The sequence below is a fragment of the Hansschlegelia sp. genome (assembly GCF_035538955.1).
Taxonomy (GTDB): domain Bacteria; phylum Pseudomonadota; class Alphaproteobacteria; order Rhizobiales; family Methylopilaceae; genus Methylopila.
This window is the reverse complement of sequence record NZ_DATLJK010000005.1, coordinates 25,812-46,873: the sequence shown is the minus strand read 5'-3', so window position 1 is coordinate 46,873 and position 21,062 is coordinate 25,812. Positions and strand designations below refer to the sequence as shown.

The 21,062-nt window shown below is 68.4% G+C and carries 18 protein-coding genes and 1 tRNA gene; 8 read left to right on the top strand and 11 right to left on the bottom strand.

The features are described from left to right. Positions 1-190: 190 nt before the first annotated feature. The 5 genes from uvrA (at position 191) to VM780_RS02810 (ending at position 5,926) form a co-directional block, all read left to right on the top strand. Positions 191-3,217, top strand: coding sequence for an excinuclease ABC subunit UvrA (gene uvrA, locus VM780_RS02830; protein ID WP_325444918.1), 3,027 nt, complete (start codon positions 191-193; stop codon positions 3,215-3,217). 252 nt (positions 3,218-3,469) lie between these two features. Beyond that, positions 3,470-3,634, top strand: a complete 165-nt coding sequence (locus VM780_RS02825) for a DUF1127 domain-containing protein (RefSeq protein ID WP_325444916.1) — start codon at positions 3,470-3,472, stop codon at positions 3,632-3,634. Positions 3,635-3,733: 99 nt separating this feature from the next. Continuing rightward, positions 3,734-5,164 (top strand): methylenetetrahydrofolate--tRNA-(uracil(54)-C(5))-methyltransferase (FADH(2)-oxidizing) TrmFO, encoded by a 1,431-nt coding sequence (gene trmFO / locus VM780_RS02820; protein WP_325444914.1) that lies wholly within the window; start codon positions 3,734-3,736, stop codon positions 5,162-5,164. After that, entirely contained in the window at positions 5,161-5,469 is a 309-nt protein-coding gene (locus VM780_RS02815; protein WP_325444912.1) for a DUF3253 domain-containing protein, read from the top strand. The genes trmFO and VM780_RS02815 overlap by 4 nt, the downstream gene beginning before the upstream one ends. 67 nt (positions 5,470-5,536) lie before the next feature. Then, on the top strand, positions 5,537-5,926 hold the full coding sequence (locus VM780_RS02810; protein WP_325444910.1) for a thioredoxin family protein: 390 nt from the start codon (positions 5,537-5,539) through the stop codon (positions 5,924-5,926). A 7-nt stretch (positions 5,927-5,933) separates the two neighbouring features. Here the strand turns inward: VM780_RS02810 and VM780_RS02805 are convergent, their stop codons facing one another. Both VM780_RS02805 and VM780_RS02800 read right to left on the bottom strand, forming a co-directional pair. Continuing rightward, on the bottom strand, positions 5,934-7,847 hold the full coding sequence (locus tag VM780_RS02805) for a potassium transporter Kup (protein WP_414652769.1): 1,914 nt from the start codon (positions 7,845-7,847) through the stop codon (positions 5,934-5,936). A gap of 145 nt (positions 7,848-7,992) precedes the next feature. Next, complete coding sequence (locus tag VM780_RS02800) at positions 7,993-8,784, bottom strand: YdcF family protein (RefSeq protein ID WP_325444906.1); 792 nt, start codon at positions 8,782-8,784, stop codon at positions 7,993-7,995. A 107-nt stretch (positions 8,785-8,891) separates the two neighbouring features. Here VM780_RS02800 and VM780_RS02795 point away from each other — a divergent pair, with 107 nt between their 5' ends. Then, entirely contained in the window at positions 8,892-10,007 is a 1,116-nt protein-coding gene (locus tag VM780_RS02795; protein ID WP_325444904.1) for an acyltransferase family protein, read from the top strand. A 96-nt stretch (positions 10,008-10,103) separates the two neighbouring features. Here VM780_RS02795 and VM780_RS02790 read toward each other — a convergent pair whose 3' ends face one another. The 3 genes from VM780_RS02790 to mgtE all read right to left on the bottom strand — a co-directional run bounded on the left by VM780_RS02790 (position 10,104) and on the right by mgtE (position 12,665). Next, the gene (locus VM780_RS02790; protein ID WP_325444902.1) at positions 10,104-10,928 is read right to left on the bottom strand and encodes a GH25 family lysozyme; all 825 of its coding nucleotides are present in this window, start codon (positions 10,926-10,928) and stop codon (positions 10,104-10,106) included. Positions 10,929-10,987: 59 nt separating this feature from the next. Then, positions 10,988-11,158 carry a hypothetical protein gene (locus VM780_RS02785; RefSeq protein WP_325444900.1) on the bottom strand — a complete coding sequence of 57 codons (171 nt, stop codon included), beginning with the start codon at positions 11,156-11,158 and terminating at the stop codon, positions 10,988-10,990. 85 nt (positions 11,159-11,243) lie between these two features. Next, the gene (mgtE, locus tag VM780_RS02780) at positions 11,244-12,665 is read right to left on the bottom strand and encodes a magnesium transporter (protein WP_325444898.1); all 1,422 of its coding nucleotides are present in this window, start codon (positions 12,663-12,665) and stop codon (positions 11,244-11,246) included. A gap of 189 nt (positions 12,666-12,854) precedes the next feature. Here mgtE and VM780_RS02775 point away from each other — a divergent pair, with 189 nt between their 5' ends. Then, a complete protein-coding gene (locus tag VM780_RS02775) occupies positions 12,855-14,438 on the top strand; it encodes a DUF2235 domain-containing protein (protein WP_325444895.1) in 1,584 nt (527 codons plus the stop codon). A gap of 112 nt (positions 14,439-14,550) precedes the next feature. On the opposite strand, the gene VM780_RS02770 is transcribed toward VM780_RS02775, so the two are convergent. Beyond that, positions 14,551-14,635, bottom strand: a tRNA-Leu gene (locus VM780_RS02770). A 55-nt stretch (positions 14,636-14,690) separates the two neighbouring features. Next, positions 14,691-14,975 carry a FliM/FliN family flagellar motor switch protein gene (locus VM780_RS02765; RefSeq protein ID WP_325444893.1) on the bottom strand — a complete coding sequence of 95 codons (285 nt, stop codon included), beginning with the start codon at positions 14,973-14,975 and terminating at the stop codon, positions 14,691-14,693. 69 nt (positions 14,976-15,044) lie between these two features. On the opposite strand from VM780_RS02765, the gene lipB reads away from it, so the two are divergent. Next, on the top strand, positions 15,045-15,767 hold the full coding sequence (gene lipB / locus VM780_RS02760; protein ID WP_325444891.1) for a lipoyl(octanoyl) transferase LipB: 723 nt from the start codon (positions 15,045-15,047) through the stop codon (positions 15,765-15,767). A gap of 6 nt (positions 15,768-15,773) precedes the next feature. Here lipB and VM780_RS02755 read toward each other — a convergent pair whose 3' ends face one another. The 4 genes from VM780_RS02755 to VM780_RS02740 all read right to left on the bottom strand — a co-directional run bounded on the left by VM780_RS02755 (position 15,774) and on the right by VM780_RS02740 (position 21,040). Continuing rightward, positions 15,774-16,088, bottom strand: coding sequence for an acylphosphatase (locus VM780_RS02755; protein WP_325444889.1), 315 nt, complete (start codon positions 16,086-16,088; stop codon positions 15,774-15,776). A 43-nt stretch (positions 16,089-16,131) separates the two neighbouring features. After that, positions 16,132-18,153 carry an acetyl/propionyl/methylcrotonyl-CoA carboxylase subunit alpha gene (locus VM780_RS02750; protein ID WP_325444887.1) on the bottom strand — a complete coding sequence of 674 codons (2,022 nt, stop codon included), beginning with the start codon at positions 18,151-18,153 and terminating at the stop codon, positions 16,132-16,134. A gap of 121 nt (positions 18,154-18,274) precedes the next feature. Continuing rightward, the gene (locus tag VM780_RS02745) at positions 18,275-19,672 is read right to left on the bottom strand and encodes a hypothetical protein (protein ID WP_325444885.1); all 1,398 of its coding nucleotides are present in this window, start codon (positions 19,670-19,672) and stop codon (positions 18,275-18,277) included. 60 nt (positions 19,673-19,732) lie between these two features. Further along, positions 19,733-21,040, bottom strand: a complete 1,308-nt coding sequence (locus VM780_RS02740) for a glycosyltransferase (protein WP_325444883.1) — start codon at positions 21,038-21,040, stop codon at positions 19,733-19,735. Positions 21,041-21,062 lie beyond the last annotated feature (22 nt).

The following is a 21,062-nucleotide window of genomic DNA, read 5'->3' as shown; positions in this document are numbered from 1 at the left end:
GGTCGCGCGCATGCGCCGCCTTGTCCACAAGCGCGCCATTTGGGAAAATGCTGGCCGCTAGCGCAATCGTTCTTTTTATGTTCTCTAGCATTCGGGTCCGGGCCTCGCAAGCGCTCCCTTGATCCGGCGCTGTGCGACACGACCTAACGGACGACCGGCGGGTCCTCCCCCCGCCACGGGACGATGCGACATGACGAAGACGACGACGCGCTCCGCCAAGCCGGCTGCGCGCGCCAAGAAGGCTGACGCAACGCCGGCCTCCGCACGCGGAAAGAACCGCGCGGCCGCGCTCGAGGCGGCGTTCGACGCCTCCGCAGGCAGGCGGGAGGCGCGTGACGCGCGGCTGATCTCGATCCGCGGCGCGCGCGAGCACAACCTCAAGAACGTCGACCTCGACATACCGCGCGACCGCCTCGTGGTGTTCACCGGCCTTTCGGGCTCCGGCAAGTCGTCGCTCGCCTTCGACACGATCTACGCCGAGGGCCAGCGGCGCTATGTCGAGAGCCTGTCCGCCTATGCGCGCCAGTTCCTCGAGATGATGCAGAAGCCGGACGTCGACCAGATCGACGGCCTGTCGCCGGCCATCTCGATCGAGCAGAAGACGACCTCCAAAAATCCACGCTCGACCGTCGGGACGGTGACGGAGATTCACGACTACATGCGCCTGCTGTGGGCGCGCGTCGGCATCCCGTATTCGCCTGCGACCGGGCTGCCGATCGAGAGCCAGACGGTCAGCCAGATGGTCGACCGGCTGCGCGAACTGCCGGAGGGCTCCCGCCTCTATCTGCTCGCGCCCGTGGTGCGCGGCCGCAAGGGCGAGTACCGCAAGGAGATCGCCGAGTTCCAGAAGAAGGGGTTTCAGCGCCTCAAGATCGACGGGACGTTCTACGAGATCGCCGACGCTCCGACGCTCGACAAGAAGCTGAAGCACGACATCGACGTCGTGGTGGACCGCGTGGTGATCCGCGGCGAGATCGCGAGCCGTCTCGCCGACAGCCTGGAGACGGCGCTGGGGCTCGCGGACGGCATCGCGATCGCCGAGTTCGCGGATCAGACGGACGAGCATGGCGAGCCGCGCCGGCTGACCTTCTCGGAGAAGTTCGCCTGCCCGGTCTCGGGCTTCACCATCGCCGAGATCGAGCCGCGGCTGTTCTCGTTCAACAACCCGTTCGGCGCCTGTCCGGCCTGCGACGGCCTCGGCACCGAGCTCAGCGTCGATCCCAATCTCGTGGTCCCGGAGGGCGGCCTCTCGCTCCGAAAGGGCGCGATCGCCCCTTGGGCGCGCTCGACCTCGCCCTATTACATCCAGACGCTCGACGCGCTCGCCAAGCACTACGGCTTCTCGCTGACCAAGCCCTGGGCGGACCTGCCGGAGAAGGCGCGCAACGTCATCCTCTACGGCTCCGGCGACGAGAAGGTGCGCTTCGTCTATGACGACGGCTTGCGCTCCTACGAGACGGTGAAGACCTTCGAGGGCGTCGTCCGCAACCTCGAGCGCCGCTGGAAGGAGACCGACAGCGACTGGGCGCGCGAGGAGATCGGGCGCTACATGTCCGATGTCCCCTGCCTGGTCTGCGAGGGTTACCGGCTGAAGCCGGAGGCGCTCGCCGTCCGGGTGGCGGACAGCCACATCGGCCAGGCGTCGCAGCTCTCCGTGAAGGCCGCGCACGCCTGGTTCGAAGAGCTTCCGGGCCGCCTGACGGACAAGCAGAACGAGATCGCCTACCGGATCCTCAAGGAGATCCGCGACCGGCTGCGCTTCCTGGTCGATGTCGGGCTGGACTATCTGACACTCGCCCGCGGCTCGGGCTCGCTGTCGGGCGGCGAAAGCCAGCGCATCCGGCTGGCGAGCCAGATCGGCTCGGGGCTCACGGGCGTGCTCTACGTGCTCGACGAGCCGTCGATTGGGCTGCACCAGCGCGACAATGAGCGGCTGCTCGGCACGCTGGAGCGGCTGCGCGACCTCGGCAACACGGTCATCGTTGTCGAGCATGACGAGGATGCGATCCGGCTCGCCGATTACGTCGTCGACGTCGGTCCGGGCGCGGGCGTTCATGGCGGCGAGATCGTCGCCTCGGGCACGCCCGAGCAGGTGATGGCGAACCCCGACAGCCTGACCGGGCAGTATCTGACGGGTGAGCGGATGGTGCCGACGCCGCCGCGCCGTCAGCCCTTCGACAAGAAGAAGACCCTGAAGGTGATCGGCGCCCGCGCCAACAACCTGAAGGACGTGACCGCCGAGATCCCGCTCGGGACCTTCACCTGCGTCACCGGCGTCTCGGGCGGCGGCAAGTCCACCCTGCTGATCGACACGGTGTTCAAGGCGGCGGCCAGAAAGCTGAACGGCGCCAACGAAAACCCAGGCGCGCATGAGCGGATCGAGGGCTTTGAGGCGCTCGACAAGGTCATCGACATCGACCAGTCGCCGATCGGCCGCACGCCGCGCTCGAACCCCGCGACCTATACGGGCGCCTTCACGCCGATCCGCGACTGGTTTGCCGGCCTGCCGGAGGCGAAGGCGCGCGGCTACAAGCCGGGACGCTTCTCCTTCAACGTCAAAGGCGGGCGCTGCGAGGCCTGCCAGGGCGACGGCGTCATCAAGATCGAGATGCACTTCCTGCCGGACGTCTACGTCACCTGCGACGTCTGCAAGGGCAAGCGCTACGACCGCGAGACGCTCGAGGTGACGTACAAGAACAAGTCGATCGCCGACGTGCTCGACATGACGGTCGACGAGGCCGTGGTGTTCTTCAAGGCGGTCCCGTCCATCCGCGAGAAGATGGAGACGCTGGCGCGCGTCGGCCTCGGCTATGTGAAGGTCGGCCAGCAGGCCACCACGCTTTCGGGCGGCGAGGCGCAGCGCGTGAAGCTTTCGAAGGAGCTGTCGCGGCGCGCCACCGGACGCACGCTCTACATCCTCGACGAACCGACGACCGGCCTGCACTTCCACGACGTCGCGAAGCTGCTCGAGGTGCTGCACGAGCTTGTGGACCAGGGCAACACCGTCGCGGTGATCGAGCACAATCTCGAGGTCATCAAGACCGCGGACTGGATCATCGACATGGGACCGGAGGGAGGCGACGGCGGCGGAACGGTCGTTGCGGCCGGAACGCCCGAGCAGATCGCCAAGACAAAGAGCAGCCACACCGGGCGCTTTCTGGCCGACGTGCTGAAGCGTCGGCCGCTCAGGCAGGCCATGAAGGACGCCGCCGAATAAGGCGCAGCGGCGCCGCCTTTCTGAGCAACACGCTCCGGAGGCGCATCGTTCGCGCCGTTCCGTGCGAGCCGATCGGCGCATTCCTCTACGTTTTATGACCAGCCGCATGCCTGGCGCGCAGTGCAGAACTGTGCGCCCACTTCTTCTGCAGTGCAGCAGAAACGCTTATCTCCCCCGTCATCGACTCGCATCGCGGAGGCTGGTCGAGCGGAGGTCGCTCCGCTCGCGCCGCGCGAACTCTGGACGACGGACATGCTGTTCTGGACCTTCCTTCTCAACCGCTTCCGGACCTGGAAGCGCTATCGCGCGACCTTCGCGCAGCTCGCCAGCCTCGATGACCGCGCGCTCGCCGACATCGACGTGGCGCGTAGCCAGATCCCGCTGATCGCGCGGCGTGCGGCGCTCGCCGCCTCCTGATCCTGCGCTTCCGATGATCGAAGAGCCCCGGCCCGCCGGGGCTTTTTTGTCGGCGGGCCCAGCGTTGCGGGCGCCGAGCCGGACCACTACGGTCGCGCCATGATCGACGCCCCCACATCGCCCGTCCATGTCATCGGCGGCGGCCTCGCCGGCAGCGAAGCCGCATGGCAGCTCGCCCAAGCGGGCGTTCGCGTCGTGCTGCACGAGATGCGGCCTGAGCGCTCCACCGAGGCGCACCAGACAGACGCGTTCGCCGAACTCGTCTGCTCCAACTCGTTCCGTTCCGACGACGCCGAGCAGAACGCCGTCGGTCTGCTGCATCAGGAGATGCGCGGGCTTGGCTCGCTCATCATGCGATCGGCCGACGCCAATCAGGTTCCGGCCGGCGGCGCGCTCGCGGTCGACCGCAACGGCTTTTCGGCCGCGGTGTCCAGGGCGCTGGAAGAGCACCTGCTGGTGGAGATCCGCCGCGAGGAAGTCTCCGGCCTGCCGCCTGCCGAATGGGACAGCGTGATCGTCGCGACCGGCCCCCTCACCTCCGATCCGCTCGCCCAGGCGATCGCGAAGCTCACCGGCGAAGGCGAACTCGCGTTCTTCGATGCGATCGCCCCGATCGTCCACGCCGAGACGATCGACATGAACGTCGCCTGGAGGCAGTCGCGCTACGACAAGGTCGGACCCGGCGGGACGGGCGCCGACTATCTCAACTGCCCGATGACCCGCGAGCAGTACGAGAGCTTCGTGGCGGGCCTGGTCGCGGGCGAAAAGGTCTCGTTCAAGCAGTGGGAGGCCTCGACGCCCTATTTCGACGGCTGCCTGCCGATCGAGGTCATGGCGGAGCGAGGCCCCGAGACGCTTCGCCACGGGCCGATGAAGCCGATGGGCCTCACCAACGCGCACCGGCCCGACGAGAAGCCTTATGCGGTCGTCCAGCTCCGCCAGGACAACGCCCTTGGCACCCTTTTCAACATGGTCGGCTTCCAGACCAAGCTGCGCCATGCGGAGCAGGTCAGGCTGTTCCGGACCATCCCGGGGCTCGAGCGGGCGGAATTCGTCCGCCTCGGCGGACTTCACCGCAACACCTATCTCAACAGCCCAAAACTGCTCGACCGCTCCTTGCGGCTGAAGGCGGAGCCGCGCCTGCGCTTCGCCGGGCAGATGACGGGCTGCGAGGGCTATGTGGAAAGCGCCGCGATCGGCCTGCTGGCCGGCCGTTTCGCGGCGGCGGAGCGCCTTGGACGGGCGATCTCCTCGCCGCCGGCGACCACGGCTCTCGGCGCCCTGCTGGGACACGTCACAGGCGGCCACCTCACGGTCGAGGGCGAGGGCCCGAAGAGCTACCAGCCGATGAACGTGAACTTCGGCCTGTTCCCGCCGATCGAAGGCCCGCTGCGGGCGCCGGACGGCTCACGCCCGCGCGGCGCCGCCAAGGCGCAGGCGAAGAAGCGGATGTTCACCGACAGGGCTCGCGCGGACCTCGCGGCTTGGCTCTCCGGCGTTGCATCGCCTGCCGCCGAGGCGGCCGAATGAGCGAGACTGTCGAAGATCTCGTTCTGCGGCTTGCGACCGAGCGCGGCGCCGGCAAGACGATCAGCCCGGCCGAAGCCGCCAAGGCGGCCGCCGAGCAACGCGGCGAAGCCGATTGGCAGGGACGGCTCGGCGGCGTCAAGGCCGCGGCTACCCGTCTGGCCCTGCGGGGCCGGCTCGCGATCTATCGCAAGGGCAAGCCGGTCGATCCGGAGAGCTTCAAGGGCGTCTACCGCATCGGCCTGCCGCCCGCCGCTGGCGAGCCGGAGCAACAGCAGACGGAACCGCCTGCCGCCGACGCCGACTGACGAACGGGGCCGAACCAGGCGGGCGCCGACGGCGTAAGCAGGAGACGCAGCCGCCTCGGAGCGTTCCATGCCGAACCGTCGCCAGTTCCTGTTTGCCGCCGCCGCGGCGCTCGCCCTCCCCTCGCTCGCGGCCGCCGCGGGCATGCAGCGCTACGCCAACGTCAACTTCGAGGAAGCGCTTGCGTCGGGCGCGCCCGTGGTCGCGCACATCGACGCCGACTGGTGCCCCACATGCCGCGCTCAGCGGCCCATACTGACGAAGCTTCTCCAGGATGGCCGCTTCGCCGCCTTCCGCGCCTTCCAGATCGATTACGACACCGAGAAGAAGGCGATGCGGGCGCTGAATGCGCCAGACCGCAGCACGATCATCGTGTTCCGGAGCGGCCGGGAGGTCGCGCGCTCCGTCGCCGACACCAAGGAGGCGGCGATCGCAGCCCTGCTCGACCGGGCGCTGTGACGCGGGCTCAGACCACCATCTGGTTGCCGAGCTCCACCACGCGTCCGGCCGGAATGCGGAAATACTCGGTCGCGTCGTAGGACTGCCGCACCAGGAAGATGAAGACGTGGTCCTGCCAGAGCGGCATGCCTACGCTCGCCGAGGCGCGGAAGGAGCGCCGTCCCACGAAGAACGAGGTCTTCATCATGTCGAACGGCAGCCCATGCTCGCGCGCCTGGGCCAGCACGCGCGGCAGATTCGGGTCTTCCATGAAGCCATAGTGGATCTCGAGCGTCGCAAAATCCTCCGAGACCCGGTCCAGCCTGATCCGATCCTCCTGCGGGACGGTCGGCTGGTTCATCGTGTGCACGGTCAGGATGACGTTGCGCTCGTGCAGCACCTTGTTGTGCTTCAGGTTGTGGAGCAGCGCAGGCGGCGTGATCTGCGGCGACGAGGTGAGATACATCGCCGTGCCCTTTACGCGCGTCGCCGAGCTGGTGCTCATCGACTTCGCGAACTCCTTGATGGGGATGCTCTCGCGCTCGATCCGCCCCTCGACGAAGCGGGTGCCGCGAATCCAGGTCCACATCACCACCACCCCGAGCGCGCCGAGCATCAGCGGGATGTAGCCGCCGTCCTTGATCTTCAGCAGGTTCGCGCTGAGGAACGTCGCGTCGGTGATGATGAGCGGCGTCATGATCAGGATCGCGAGCGGCCAGCCGAGCTTCCAGGTCTTGGCGATGACGACGATCGCCAGCACGCTCGACATGATCATCGTTCCGATCACCGCGATGCCGTAAGCAGCCGCCAGCCTTCCGGAGGTCTGGAAGGTGATCACCAGGAACAGCACGCAGGCGAGCATCAGCCAGTTCACCTTGGGCATGTAGATTTGCCCGTGCTGCGTCTCCGAGGTGTGCTGCACCTCGAGATGCGGCAGCAGTCCCAGCTGCATCGCCTGCCGCGTCAGCGAATAAGCGCCGCTGATGTTCGCCTGGCTGGCCACGACGGTCGCGACGCAGGAGAACAGCACGAAGGGCAGCCGCATCCAGTCCGGCACCATCAGGAAGAACAGGTTCTCGATCGCTTCCGGATGGGAGATCGCGAGGCCGGCCTGGCCGAGATAATTGATGACCAGGGACGGCAGGACCAGGCCAAGCCAGGCCGTGCGGATCGGCCCCGGGCCGAAGTGGCCCATGTCAGCGTAAAGCGCCTCTGCGCCCGTGACGGCCAGGAAGGTCGCGCCGAGCACCACGAAGCCAAGGAACCCGTGCGCGAACAGGAAGAGCAGCGCGTGGTACGGGTTCAACGCCCGGAGCACGGTCGGCGCGTCGAAGATGTGGATGACGCCGAGCGCCGTCAGCGCGAGGAACCAGATCACCATGACGGGCCCGAACAGCGCCGCGACGCGGCCGGTGCCGAAGGACTGGACGGTATAGAGCGCCACGATGATCGCGATGGTGATCGGGAGCACGTACGGCCCGAAGATCGGGCTCGCGACCTTCAGGCCCTCAGCGGAGGACAGCACCGAGACCGCAGGCGTGATGACGGCGTCGCCATAAAACAGCGAGGCCCCCACCACGCCGAGCGCCAAAAGCGCCCAGGTCGAGCGGCCCATCGCCTCCTGCGCGAGCGCCATGAGCGACAGCGTGCCGCCCTCTCCGTGGTTGTCGGCCCGCAGGAGGATCAGCACGTATTTGAAGGTGACGACGACGATCAGCGCCCAGATCAGCAGCGAGGTGACGCCGATCACCTCCTCTACGCTCGGCGCGTGGCCGATGTGCAGCAGCGACTCCCGCATCGCATAGAGCGGGCTTGTCCCGATGTCGCCATAGACGACCCCGACGCTGCCGATCGTCAGGGTCCAGAAACCGTGGCGTTCTCCGCGCACCGCGGAGCTCTGCGCGGCGCTCGCGCCGTGAGTGCCGCTCGCCCCCGTCGTCACGGCTTCATAGGCGTGGGCGGAGGGCGCAGGCTGCGGAGCCGCGCCTTCGTCGGAGCTTGTCGTCATCGGGACCCTTGAGCCGCGTCCGCGGAAGAGTAGACGTTGCGCCGCACAACATACGACGCCTTGCCATATCTGTGAGTAATCAGGGACGGGGCAACGGGCCGGTCACATAGCCCAACAGCCAATAGGTCACAAGACCAACCCATTCCCGCACCGCCACGTCGACCCGGCTGAGCCCGGCGCTGACGGACCGGAACGGTCGCAGGGCGTCCTCCGAGCCGCGGGTGCGAAAGTCGACGGGCCATGCCTGGACCTCGATGCCCGCCGCGCGGAAGCAGCCCACCGCGCGCGGCATGTGGTAGGCCGACGTCACCAGCAGCCACCGGTCGCCGGGACGCGGCTCGATCAGGTCGCGGGTGAAGCGCGCGTTTTCCACGGTGTTGCGGGAACGGCCCTCGAGCAGAATGCGCTCCGGCTCGACGCCGAAGCTCTGCAGCAGCCGCGCGGCGAGGTCGGCCTCTGTCGCGCCGTCGAACAGCAGCGTGCCCGAACCGCCGGAGAAGACGATCTGCGCCTTCGGCCAGCGGCGCGCGAGTTCGGCGATCTCGGTCAGCCGCTCGGCGGCCTTGGTCAAGGCGACCTCCTGGCGGGATGCGGCGATCACCGTGTCGAAGGCGCCGCCAAGGACGATCACGCCGGTCGGCGCCGGCTCGTCGGACGCGCGCGGGAAGCGCTCCTCCAGCGGAATGAGCAGGAGATTGCCGAGCGGCGAGAGGCCGGCCACGGCCAGTGACAGGATCGCCGCGCCCATCACGGCGGAGCCGAGCCCGCGGGCGCCCAGCAGGGCCGCGGCGCCGCCGGCGAGGCCCGCCATCACCGCAAGGTTCGAGGGCGTGGCGAGAAATCCCAGGACTTTGGACAGAACGAAAAACATGACGGCCTGCCACCCTGCGACTCTACGATCGACTCGACGCTTTTTTCATGAAAGCCGGGTTACGAGGACGGCTCCAGAGCGCTCCGCGCCGCGAAAGGTTTCGCCGGTTGCCTGCCACTCTCGCTGACTGCCTCGGGCGCGAGAAGAACGATCTCGCCGCCGTTCGGCTGCTGGCCGCGACCGCAGTGCTGTACGCGCACGCCTGGATCATCACCACGCCCGGGACCAAGACGGCGAGCTTCTTCCATATCTTCGGCTTCTCGCCGGACTTCCACGGCGTGCACGCCTTCTTCATCCTGTCCGGCATGCTGCTGACCCGCAGCCTCATGCTGCGACCGGACGCGCTCCGCTTCATCGTCGCCCGCCTTGTCCGCTATGTGCCGCCGATCGTCGTCGCGGCGCTGTTCGCGGCGATCGTGGTGGGGCCGCTGGTGACAACGCTGCCGCTTCAGGACTATCTCGGCGCGCGGCCCCTCCGCTTCGTGCTGGCGGTCTCGACGCTCTACGACGTCAACGCGACCCTCCCGGGCGCCTTCATGCAGGGCGCCGAGCCCGGCATTCTCTTCGTCCCGCTCTGGACGGTGCATTACGAGCTGGTGTTCTCGCTGGTGCTCGTAATCGCCTGGGCGCTTGGGCTGATGAGGCGGCGCCGGCTGGCGCTGGCGGCGCTCGCCCTGACCATGGCGGTCAATCTGGCGTGGTTCTGGAACGGCGAGAGCTACGCCTATCTGGGATCGCCTCACCACCTCGTGCGGTTCACCACCGCCTTCGGCATCGGTGCGCTGCTGGCGCTTTATGCCGAACGCGTGCCTGTCTCGAGCCGCATCCTGCTCGTGATCGCGGCGCTGGCGGCGCCGCTGGCCTATTCACACGTGGCGGCGCTCGCCGGCATGATCCTGATGGCCTATGCGATCCTCTGCGTCGGCTTTCTTGGCGGCCGCCTCACCGCTGCGCTCGCGCGGCTCGGGACCTGGTCCTACGGGTTTTACGTCTGGGGCTACATGATCGAGCAGACCCTCGCCTACGCCGCGCCGGGATGGTCTGCGCCGCAGGTCTTCCTGGCGGCCTTCCCGCTGGCGCTGAGCGCGGGGGCTCTGTCGTGGATCTATCTGGAGCGGCCCGGCGGCGCGCGCGTCGACGCGCTCACCGCGGCGATCCGGCGTCGCCTCTCCATTCTGCGCCAAGGTCCGCGGGAGGCGTCGGTCCCGCTGGGACGCGACTGAGGATCAACCAAGCGGCCGAGCGCGCCGGAAAGGTCCCCCTGCTCCCGGCGGCCGCGGGACGCTCGGTACGGCCGACGCGTGCGGCAGACAGCCGTCTCAGTAGCCCGTCGAGGCGAAGCGCTGCCAGTCGGCGGGGGCGCCGACGAAGACATTCTGGTCGACGTTGCCAGTGATCCCCGGCACCCGCCCGGTCGAGGTGTGCTGCCACATCGCGAAGCTGCGCGAGCCGTACTTCACCGAAGGATGGCCGGCCACGCTGCGGAGCCAGAACTGGTGCTGCGGAAAGGAGCCGGTCAGCGCGTCGCGGTGGAAATCGACGCTGGTGTAGATCATCGGCCGCTTGCCGTAGTGCTTCTCGACGATCCGCAGGAAGCTCGCCATCTCGCGCTGGATCTCGGCGACCGGCGGCCGCCGCTTGCAGGTCGGCGACTGCGGGTTCCACTCCATGTCCAGCACCGGCGGCAGCGCGTCCGGATCGGCCGGCACGTTGCGGATGAACCAGGCGGCCTGCTCGGCGCCGGTGCGGCAGAAATAGTAGAAGTGGTAGGCGCCATGCCGGACCCCGGCGGCCTTCGCGGCGGCCCAGTTCGCGGCGAAGCGATCGTCGACGCGGTCGCCGCCTTCGGTGGCCTTGATATAGGCGAAGGAGACGCCGGACGCTCGAACCGTGGCCCAGTCGATCTGGCCCTGGAACTTGGAGACGTCGATGCCCTTGATCCCGTGATCGTCCGGGGTCGTGACGATCCCGGAAAGCGGCGACGAGACGCCGACGCCCGTGTCGACCGTGGTGGTCAGGCGCGTCGGCTGAATCTCAACCTCGTCGCCGACGGATGAGCAGGCGCTCAGGCCCGTCATCGCGAGCGCCGCGACTGCGACGCCAAGGCCGCGCAGGCGCGCGGCGCGTCCCCCGTTCCGTCGCATGGCCCCGAGCGCTCCCCGTTGTCAGAGGTATCTTAGTCCGATTGAGGCCTGCCGACGCTTCACGGACGCGTGAACGACGTGTGGTTCAGCACGCGCTGCTGGACCTCCGCCGCGGCGACCCGCTGAGAGGCGCGCGATTCCCTTGTTCCGTCGACCAGCGTGACCATTCCGAAGAGCAGGCCGCCGAACACCAGACACCCTGCCAGCCGGCCGATCATCGGTTCGATCATTGCAACTCACTCCGTGACGGTGGGATCACGCGCAGCCTAAATCGCCAATAGTGGCGAAACCGTTAACACTCCGCTCACCATATTTTCAGCGCCCGATCCCCAGGCCGAACCACCACGTGGCGAGCCCCAGGAACGAGAAGAAGCCGACCGTGTCGGTGACTGTCGTCAGGAACACGCCGGAGGAAACCGCCGGGTCGGCCTTGAGCTTGTCGAGGCTCAGCGGAATCAAGATGCCGAAAAGCCCGGCGCAGACCAGATTGGTCACCATCGCGCCGGCGATGATCAGGCCGAGCTGGAGGCTGTGGAACCAGCCGCCGGCGATGAGGCCGACCAGAACGGCGAGGACGACGCCGTTCACAAGCCCGACCAGGGTCTCGCGTCCGACCAGCCGACGGGCGTTGTGGCTGCCGAGTTCGCGCGTGGCGAGCGCGCGCACCGCGACCGTCATCGTCTGGGTCCCGGCGTTGCCGCCCATCGAGGCGACGATCGGCATCAGCACCGCTAGAGCGACCATTTGTTCGATCGTGGCTTCGAACAGGCCGATCACGCTCGCCGAGAAGAAGGCGGTGGCGAGGTTCACCAGCAGCCAGAAGATCCGGCTCTTCGCGGTGTAGAGCACCGGATCCGAAATTTCTTCGTCGCCCGTGACGCCGCCAAGCGCGCGCAGATCCTCGTCCGCCTCCTCCTCGATGACGTCGACGATGTCGTCGACCATCAGGACGCCCACAAGCCGCCCAGCGTCGTCCACCACGGCGGCCGAGACCAGGTTGTAGCGCTCGAACATCCGCGCCGCCTGCTCCTGGTCTTCCGTGGCCCGGATCGTGCGCGGGTTCTCCTCGAGGATGTCGGAGAGCAGCCGGCTGCGGCGGGTCCGGAGCAGACGGTCGAGCGGCACGGAGCCCAGCAGCTTGTAGGCCGGGTCGACGACGAAGATCTCGTAGAAGGTGTCCGGCAGGCCGTCGGCGTCTGCGATGTAGTCGATGGCGTGGCCGATGGTCCAGAACGGCGGCGCCGCTACGAACTCGGTCTGCATGCGCCTGCCGGCGGAGTCTTCCGGATAGTCCAGACTGCGCGTCAGCGCCACTCGATCGAGCGCGGGCATCTGCGCCAGGATCTTGGCGCGGTCGACCTCGTCGAGATCCTCGAGGATGTAGACCGCGTCGTCTGACTCGAGCTCCCGCATGCCGCGCGCGACGGTCTCGGGCGGCAGCTCCTCCAGGAGCTGGACGCGCACGGTCTCGTCGAGCTCGGTCAGCGCGGCGAAATCGAAGTCCTTGCCGAGCAGTTCGATCAGCTTGGGCCGGTCGTCGGGCTCGAGCGTCTCGATCAGGTCGCCGAGATCGGACTCGTGAAGTCGGCCCGACAATTCGCGGACGCGCGCCGCGTCATTCGCCGAGATGGCCTCGGCGACCTCATCGACAAAGCCCGAGGCGAGCCGGCCGTCCTCGTCGCGGATTTCCGGCTCGAGCTCTCGGGTCGCGTCGCGCGGATCGGCGTCAGCGGTCATGCGCCCTCGGCAGGTTCTGAATGGAAGCGGCAGCGCGCTCGCGGTGTAGGTTGTCCGGCGCCGCGCCGCAACTCGACAGCGCGGGCCCGCCCGACAAGGAAAGCGCGCCGCAAGACCGCTGCGCGATTTCTTATTGCATTACATCTTATACGTGCATCATCCTGTCCTCGGCTTGGGGGAGGATGGAAGATGGCCGACCTGGTGGTGTGCTGCGACGGGACGTGGAACACGCCCGACGATCTCGACGCCGGTCTCCCGGCGCCGACCAACGTCGTGAAGATCTACAATGCGCTGGACACCGACGATGGACCCGGATCCGCGATCAGACGGTATTACCACCCCGGCGTCGGAACCGACGGCGGCTGGTGGGAGCGTCTGAAAGGCGGAGGCGTCGGGACGGGTCTCGGCAAGAACGTGATCAGCGCCTATCGGTGGCTCGCCAGCGTCTACCAGCCGGGAGACCGGATCTGGCTGTTCGGCTTCAGCCGCGGCGCCTTCACGGTTCGCTCGCTCGGCGGGATGATCTCCCGCTGCGGGCTGCTCGACCCTTCAAACATGACCGAGGAGCGGGTCTGGAAGGCGGTCGACGGGATCTACGACGACTACCGCAGCAAGTCCGCGCCCAAAGCGACGGCGGATCGGCCGCTGCATGGCGCCCCTCTCGGAGCCGCCGCGAAGGACAGCACCCCGATCTATTTCATCGGCGTCTGGGACACGGTCGGCGCGCTCGGGATTCCGGACGACATGGCGCTGCTGAACCTGATCGACGATCCGCGCAGGTACGAGTTCCACAACACAGCCCTCAGCGAGAACGTTGGCCACGCCCGCCACGCGGTGGCGCTCGACGAGAAGCGGCAGAGTTTCACGCCGACCCTCTGGGACGACCTGCCGCCGCATCAGGACCTGAAGCAGGTGTGGTTTCCCGGAGTCCACGCCGATGTCGGCGGGGGCTACAGCCGCACCGGCCTCTCGGACGGAGCGCTGAAGTGGATGATGGACGAGGCCTCCGCGCAAGGGCTCGCCTTCCGGGGGAACGCGGCGGCGCAGGTCAAGCCGGATGAACGCGACGTGCTGCACGATTCGTTGACGGGCGTGTTCAAGCCGCTGAAGTCGCGACCGCGCCACGCGCCGAACTTCGCGGGTCCGCGGCCGCAGGCCGACGGCGACGGCACGCTGCACAAGTCAGCCTACGCTCGCTACGACGATCCCCCGCTCACGCAGTTTCCCTATTGGCGCACCACGAACCTCGCTGCGGGCCAGTCGCATGAGACGGAGGTGTTCGCCGTTCGCCACTGGAACGTGACCGGCCTCTATCTCGAAGCAGGCGTGGAATATCGGTTCCGCGCCGCCGGCCAATGGCTCGACAAGACGATTCCCTGCGGCCCGGAAGGCATGAAGGACCGGAAGTTCCACATCGGCGAGGCGGTGCACATGGTGGGGTCCGCCTGGGGCAAGGTCGAGTCGCTCTACAAGCACATGACCGGAAATCCGGAGGCGGACTTCTGGATGACGCGCCGCGAGGAGAGCATCGAGTGGTTCGCGCTGGTCGGCATGGTGGCGAGCGGCCGCTGGTTCGACGCCAAGGGCAATCTGTCGCCGCAACCGCTGACGGACGAGGAGCGACGCAAGGTCACCCTGAACCAGACCTTCAAGATCGGTTCAGGCTGCACCCTCACGCCGAAGGCGTCCGGCTACCTCTATTGCTTCGCCAACGACGCCTGGCACTTCTACGACAATAATCGCGGCAGCGTTCGGCTCACCGTGTCCCGCTGAAGGTCTGCGCAAACGAAAACGGCCCGCTCTGAGGCGGGCCGTTTTTTTTGATCGGAGGTCCGGAGGCCCAGCCAGAAGTCGGGCGCGACGGCGATCTTCAGTCAAGTTCAATTGGTGCGGTCGAGAAGACTCGAACTTCCACGGGTTGCCCCACAGCGACCTCAACGCTGCGCGTCTACCAGTTCCGCCACGACCGCGGCGGCGTGCTGATAACAAATCGATCTCCGGACCACAAGCGCGTTCGGCGGCTTGTCAGGCCGCGACTTCCGAGGGCTCTTCCGCGGGCTCGCGTTCCGTGCGGCCCCGCTGGTCGCGCAGCAGCATGCTGGTGATCTCGACGCCGATGCGGTCGCCGTTCACGAACACCGCGCCGCGCGCGATCGGATGGTCATTTGCGAGCAGCGTCACGGCGTCGTCCTCGCCGGCCTGAAGCTCGATCACGGCGCCGCGCCCCATCCGCAGCAACTGATGGATGGGCATGGTCGTGGCGCCGAGCACCACGGAGATCTCGAGGTTGACCTTGTCGATCGGGGGCACGAAACGTCGTCTCCGCGGCGCGGACTTTAGCCGCGCTCCCGCCGATCACGCCACGGACGTGGTTAACGCATGGTTGATCCAGCGCCTTCCAGTCGTCGCGATTCGCTCATCGGCGCATTTCTGCCCACGGCCGCGGCCGCGCCGGTCGGCTGGCGCGTCACCGACGGGCTTGTCGGCTACCAGGAGGCCGCCGGGGTTATGGAGGCGCGCGCCGCGGCGATCGCCGAGGGCCGCGCCCCGGAACTCGTCTGGCTGCTCGAGCATCCCCCGCTCTACACGGCCGGCACGAGCGCGCGCGCGGCCGACCTGACTCAGCCGGACCTTCTGCCGGTGTTTCCGACCGGCCGCGGCGGCCAGTACACCTATCACGGACCCGGGCAGCGGGTGGCTTATGCGATGCTCGACCTCCGCCGGCGTGCGCCGGACCTCCGCCGCTACGTCGCCGCCCTCGAGGCCTGGCTGATCGCGACCCTCGATCGCTTCGGCGTCACGGGCGAGCGCCGCGAGGACCGCGTCGGGGTTTGGGTGCGCCGGCCGGATCGCGGCCGCGGCGCCGAGGATAAGATCGCGGCGATCGGCGTGCGCGTGCGGCGCTGGGTCACGCTCCATGGCGTCAGCCTGAACGTCGAGCCGGACCTTGCGCACTACGCCGGCATCGTGCCTTGCGGCGTGCGCGAGCACGGCGTCACGAGTCTCGCCGATCTCGGCCGGATCGTTTCCATGGCCGAAGTCGACATGGCGCTGCGCGACACGTTCGAGGAGATTTTCGGGCCGACCGTCGACGAGCGCTAAGACCGCTCAGGCGTCGTCCGCGACAAAGACGCCGTCATAGCCGGCGACGTCCGAGGCCTCGGCCGCCGAGCGGCGCACCGAACTCACCTGCTTCCGCTCAGGTCCCTGGCGGCACGCTTCCGCGAAGGCGTCGATGCTCTCCTGCGGTCCTGCCACGACAGCCTCCACCGAGCCGTCGCTGCGGTTGCGGACGAAGCCCCGCAGGCCGAGCGAACGGGCGGCGTCCCTCGCCCACTTGCGGTAGAACACGCCCTGCACGCGGCCGGTGATCTCGAGGCGCTCGACGGCTTCGGTCATGCCGAGGACATGGGGGAGCAACATCTACCGGCAAGATCGCCGGCCCCGCTCGCCCGGCCTGGAATTCTCAGGCGAACTCCAGGATCACCGCATCGACCGCGAGGCTGTCGCCGGCCTTGACGTGGACCTTCTGGACGGTCCCGTCGCGCTCGGCGCGCAGCACGTTCTCCATCTTCATGGCTTCCACCACGGCCAGGGTCTCGCCGACCTTGACCTCCTGCCCCTCGTCGACGGCGATCGACACGACGAGGCCTGGCATCGGGCACAGCAGCTGCTTGGAGGTGTCGGCGACGGCCTTCTCGGGCATCATCGCCAGCAGTTCGGCGATGCGCTCGCCATGGACGCGGGCGTAGACCGCGACGCCCCGGTGGGAGAGGTCATAGCCATAGGCGCCGCGCCGGCGGCGCACCTGCGCCGAGACGGCTGCGCCGTCGATCTCGCCGCGCCACACCGGCTCGCCTGGCCGCCAGTCGGTCACGACGCGCCGCACCCCCGTCTCCGCGCCGGCGCCGTCCAGCGTGCGAACGATCACCGCATCGCCGTCGGCGCTGGTCTCGACGCAGGTCGCCTCGCCGTCGAGCAACACAGTGCGCAGGCGCTCCTTGGTCGCCGCGCCCTTGCGGAGCTGGTGCGAGATCAGCCGGCGGCGCTCCATTACGAGCCAGTCGATCTGGGCCGCGATCACGATCAGCGTTTGGGCGATCTCGCCCTCAGCCTTGCGTGGCGCGAAGCCGTCGGGGAACTCCTCGGCGATGAACCCCGTCGACAGACGGCCCTCACGCCAGCGGGGATGCTCCATCAGCGCCGCGAGGAACGGGATGTTGTGCTGGATGCCGTCGATCGCGAAGGCGTCGAGCGCCGCGCCTTGCGCCTTGATCGCAGCCAGCCGGTTCGGACCGTGGGTCACCAGCTTTGCGATCATCGGATCGTAGAACAGCGAGATCTCGCCGCCCTCCGTCACGCCGGTGTCGTTGCGGACGGTGATCCCGTTCTCGGTCGATTCCGCCGGCGGCCGATACGCGGTGAGCCGGCCGATCGAGGGCAGGAAGTTGCGATACGGGTCCTCGGCGTAGACGCGGCTCTCCACCGCCCAGCCGCTCAGCTTGACGTCTTCCTGGCGGATCGAGAGCTTCTCGCCAGCCGCGACCCGGATCATCTGCTCGACAAGGTCGATCCCGGTGACGAGTTCCGTCACCGGATGTTCGACCTGCAGCCGGGTGTTCATCTCGAGGAAGTAGAAGGACTTGTCCTGGCCGGCGACGAATTCGACCGTGCCGGCGGAATCGTAGCCGACCGCCTGCGCCAGCGCGACCGACTGCTCGCCCATGGCGCGGCGGGTCGCCTCGTCGAGCAGCGGCGACGGCGCCTCTTCGACCACCTTCTGGTTGCGGCGCTGGATCGAGCACTCGCGCTCGCCGAGGTAGATGACGTTGCCGTGCTTATCGCCCAGCACCTGGATCTCGATGTGGCGCGGATTGACGATGAACTTCTCGATGAACACCCGGTCGTCGCCGAATGACGACTTGGCTTCCGAGCGCGACGCCCGGAAACCCTCTGCGACGTCCTCGGCCGAATGCGCGATGCGCATGCCCTTGCCGCCGCCGCCCGCCGAGGCCTTGATCATCACCGGGAAACCGATCTCCTCGGCGACCCGCACGGCGTCCTCCGGCGTCTCGATCACTCCGAGGTTGCCCGGCACGGTCGAAACTCCGGCGGCGGCCGCGGCCTTCTTGGACTCGATCTTGTCGCCCATGGCCTCGATGGCCCTTGGGTTCGGTCCGATGAACACGATGCCCTCGGCCGCGAGCGCCTCCGGGAAGGCGGCCCGCTCCGACAGGAAGCCGTAGCCGGGATGCACCGCCTGCGCCCCAGTCTGCTTGCAGGCGGCGACGATCCTGTCGATCAGCAGGTAGGACTGCGCGGCCGGCGGCGGTCCGATATGCACCGCCTCGTCGGCCATCTCGACATGCAGCGCATCGCGATCCGCGTCCGAAAACACCGCGACGGTCGCAATCCCCATCCGCCGGGCCGTCTTGATGACGCGGCAGGCGATCTCGCCCCGGTTGGCGATGAGGATCTTGCTGAACATGGAGGCTTAAATCCCCAGACGGAGGCAGCGTCCCGAACGGGACAGGACGGAGGGAACGCGCGTTCTTACGGTAGCTGCGGACGCCGCGTCCATCGGCCGAAGGGCGGAGGGAGCGTCCCGTTCATCGGTCGGCGGCGGGCAGAGGCGGAAGATAGGCGGGCCGTGGCAGCGGCGGCGGCGGCGGACCAGGGAGCGGCGCCATCAGCGATCCTTTCGCGGTGCGCGCAAACTGGCTGCGCGCCGCCCACGGACCGCACACGAGCGAGAAGTAGTCGTACGGCCCCTTCACCTCGTTCGCCATGATGAACTGGAAATGGAGGCGGAACACCTGCCAGCGCCGCCGCATGCGCTCGATGCTCTGCTGGCCGAGCATCTTGGTCAGATAGGCCCGCCGGAACGTCGGGTTCGGAGGCTTCTGGCCCGGAAACAGGCGCAGCTCGGTCACCGGGTCGCGGTGCGGGAAATTGAGGAAGTCCCAGGGACCTACGACTTCCGCCCAGAACAGCGTCGGCTCGGCCGCGAGCCGGCGCAGGCGATCGCGGAACCAGCCGCCCTTGGAGTGCAGGCCGATCAGGAGCTCGGTCGCGCCGACCGTGAGCAGCGAGAGCGTCGAGCGACTGCGCTCCGCGAAGCCGGCGTCCGCTTCAAAGGCGCGCGCAAGCGCGTCAATCGCGAGAAAGCTGCCGCTGCTATGGCCGACGACCAGGATTTCGTCGGCACCTCCCTCGGCCGCCACTTCGCGGATCCGGACGGCGAACTGGTCGACGCGGGCGTGCAACGCCGCGTCGGCGCGCCGCGCATAGCGCCGCTGCGAGCGGCCATCGTCCATCAGGTGGATGACGAAGCCGCCGGCCCGCTTCACGAGGTGCATCGCGCCCAGCATCAGGCAGACCGCGAGCGCGCAGCCCAGCGCCACAGCGAGCGCCCAGGGAACGTGCGCCGCCGCCCACCCGCCGGCGGCCCAACCGATCGCCGCGCATATGGCCGCGATCAGCAGGGTCACGACCACGGGATAGCTCCAGGCCACCGCGCAGCGCGGCGAAGCCCGCGCGACCCGCCACAGCAGACCTGACGTCACCGCGTCCCAGAGCGTCACGAACCCGCGCAGCACCTTGATCGGGAGCGGGGCCGCGAAGTCCTTCTGGACCAGGTCGTCCCAACGCAGGGTTTCGTATCGGACCTCGACGTGCGCCTCGCCGCCCCGAAAGGAAGCCGTCCACTCCGCGCTCGGAGTCCGGTCGTCATCGCGAAGACCCGGCCTGATGCTCACCGCCGCGCCCCAGAGACGGGCGAAGCGACGGAGCTCGAGCGCGATCAGGCGCCGATACTCCCCCGGGCCGCGCGGATCGTAGCCCTGGATGTAGAGGACGTGCCGACGCCTGACCTCCTGGGCCGACGCTGCGGCTTCCGCCGCCGATGGGCCTCCTGCGTCGGGTGGGGCGCCGTCGCGGCCAGGGGAGGTCGTGGAGGCGGACGCGGATCGCGTCGGCTCCATCTCCGCCCGGTCGGGTAAGCGCATCGTTTCACCTCGCGAGTCGGCCCTCCCCATGCATATCCTCTGACGACGCAGGACGCTCGTCTATCGACCTCCTCGGCCGCGCCCGGCCCTGCTCTTTGCAAAAACCGTCTCGACCTCCTCGCAGATTTCCGCGATCGCGTCCGCTCCGACGCAGCGCGCCGCAACGCCGGCGCAGGCCTCGGCGATCCGGGTCGAGGCGAGCAGCCGCCGCAGGCGCCACGCGGCCGTGCGCGCGCCGAAGAGCTCGCGGCGCAGAATGAGACCGCAGCCGAGCCGCCTGACGCGATCCGCGTTGTCGAACTGGTCGAAGGCGAGCGGCACGATCAGTTGCGGAATGCCCGCGGCGAACGCCTGCGCCAAGGTGCCGATTCCGCCGTGATGGATGATTGCGCGGCAACGCGGCAGCAGAACGCTGAACGGGGCATAGCGCAGGACGAAGACCTGTCGCCGATGCTCAGGCGGGATCTCGAGCGGATGCGGGCACGTCACGACGCACCGGAGCCCGAGCAAGGCGCAGGCGGCCACTGCCGCTCGATACATCGCCTCTCCATACAGCATGCCCGTGCCGAAGGTCACGGCGACGGGCCGCGGCCCGGAGTCCAGAAAGGCGGCGAGCGCCTGCTGCTGGTCGTCCGGCGGTCCCAGCATGTCGGCGCAGAGGAACCCGACCTGCCGCGCGTTGTCCGGCCAGTCCGGCTGGAACGCCGCGAACCATGGCGGATAGAGCAGCAGCACCCGGCCGCGCGCGTTCCACCAGTGCCGCAGGCGGCGCACAGGGTCCTGCCCGATCCCGGCGCGGAACGCGTTCAGCGCCGGGAGCAGCGCCGGGTCGATGACGTATCGGTCGGCGCCGAGCTGAAGTCGCCATTTCAGCGCCGCCGGCAGCCACCCCATCCGAAACAGCCCCGGCAGTCGCGGCGCCTCATGCCGGCTCTGCATCAGCACCGGCTGCAGATGGACGACAATGAACGGGCACCGTCGTACGCCGACCGCCACGCGCGCCCCAAGCGCCAGCGACGAGGCCAACACGACCGTCCGCGCGCGGCGGTGTCGCCGCATCACAAAGGCGAATGTCGGCTCGATGGCCGCAGCGACGGCCGCAAAAAGCCTCCTCACGCCGCGGCGTGAGCTCCAGAGCACGGGATCAGCGAAGGCGGCCGCATAATCCTGCTCTGTTCCAAGAGGTTCGAAGCCGATATCGGCGCGCGCGGCGAGCGGGCCGAACGGAGCCGGCGCGGCCAGCGTCACCTGATGCCCGCGTCGCCGGAGCGCGCCCCCTATCGCGATCAGCGGGAGGACGTCCCCGGAGCTCCCGATCGCCGCAATCAGCACGTGCATGAGGCCGAGCTTGGCGGCCAGAGGGGCCAACCAAGCGCTTCCCCTCAATTCA

Excerpts from the sequence above, each read along its gene's own strand:
- VM780_RS02825 (WP_325444916.1), top strand. The coding sequence starts at position 3,470 with ATGCTGTTCTGGACCTTCCTTCTCAACCGCTTCCGGACCTGGAAGCGC.
- VM780_RS02815 (WP_325444912.1), top strand. The coding sequence starts at position 5,161 with ATGAGCGAGACTGTCGAAGATCTCGTTCTGCGGCTTGCGACCGAGCGC.
- VM780_RS02775 (WP_325444895.1), top strand. The coding sequence starts at position 12,855 with ATGGCCGACCTGGTGGTGTGCTGCGACGGGACGTGGAACACGCCCGAC.
- VM780_RS02800 (WP_325444906.1), bottom strand. The coding sequence starts at position 8,784 with ATGTTTTTCGTTCTGTCCAAAGTCCTGGGATTTCTCGCCACGCCCTCG.
- uvrA (WP_325444918.1), top strand. The coding sequence starts at position 191 with ATGACGAAGACGACGACGCGCTCCGCCAAGCCGGCTGCGCGCGCCAAG.
- VM780_RS02745 (WP_325444885.1), bottom strand. The coding sequence starts at position 19,672 with ATGCGCTTACCCGACCGGGCGGAGATGGAGCCGACGCGATCCGCGTCC.
- VM780_RS02785 (WP_325444900.1), bottom strand. The coding sequence starts at position 11,158 with ATGATCGAACCGATGATCGGCCGGCTGGCAGGGTGTCTGGTGTTCGGC.
- lipB (WP_325444891.1), top strand. The coding sequence starts at position 15,045 with ATGGTTGATCCAGCGCCTTCCAGTCGTCGCGATTCGCTCATCGGCGCA.
- VM780_RS02790 (WP_325444902.1), bottom strand. The coding sequence starts at position 10,928 with ATGCGACGGAACGGGGGACGCGCCGCGCGCCTGCGCGGCCTTGGCGTC.
- VM780_RS02750 (WP_325444887.1), bottom strand. The coding sequence starts at position 18,153 with ATGTTCAGCAAGATCCTCATCGCCAACCGGGGCGAGATCGCCTGCCGC.
- VM780_RS02810 (WP_325444910.1), top strand. The coding sequence starts at position 5,537 with ATGCCGAACCGTCGCCAGTTCCTGTTTGCCGCCGCCGCGGCGCTCGCC.
- trmFO (WP_325444914.1), top strand. The coding sequence starts at position 3,734 with ATGATCGACGCCCCCACATCGCCCGTCCATGTCATCGGCGGCGGCCTC.
- mgtE (WP_325444898.1), bottom strand. The coding sequence starts at position 12,665 with ATGACCGCTGACGCCGATCCGCGCGACGCGACCCGAGAGCTCGAGCCG.
- VM780_RS02755 (WP_325444889.1), bottom strand. The coding sequence starts at position 16,088 with ATGTTGCTCCCCCATGTCCTCGGCATGACCGAAGCCGTCGAGCGCCTC.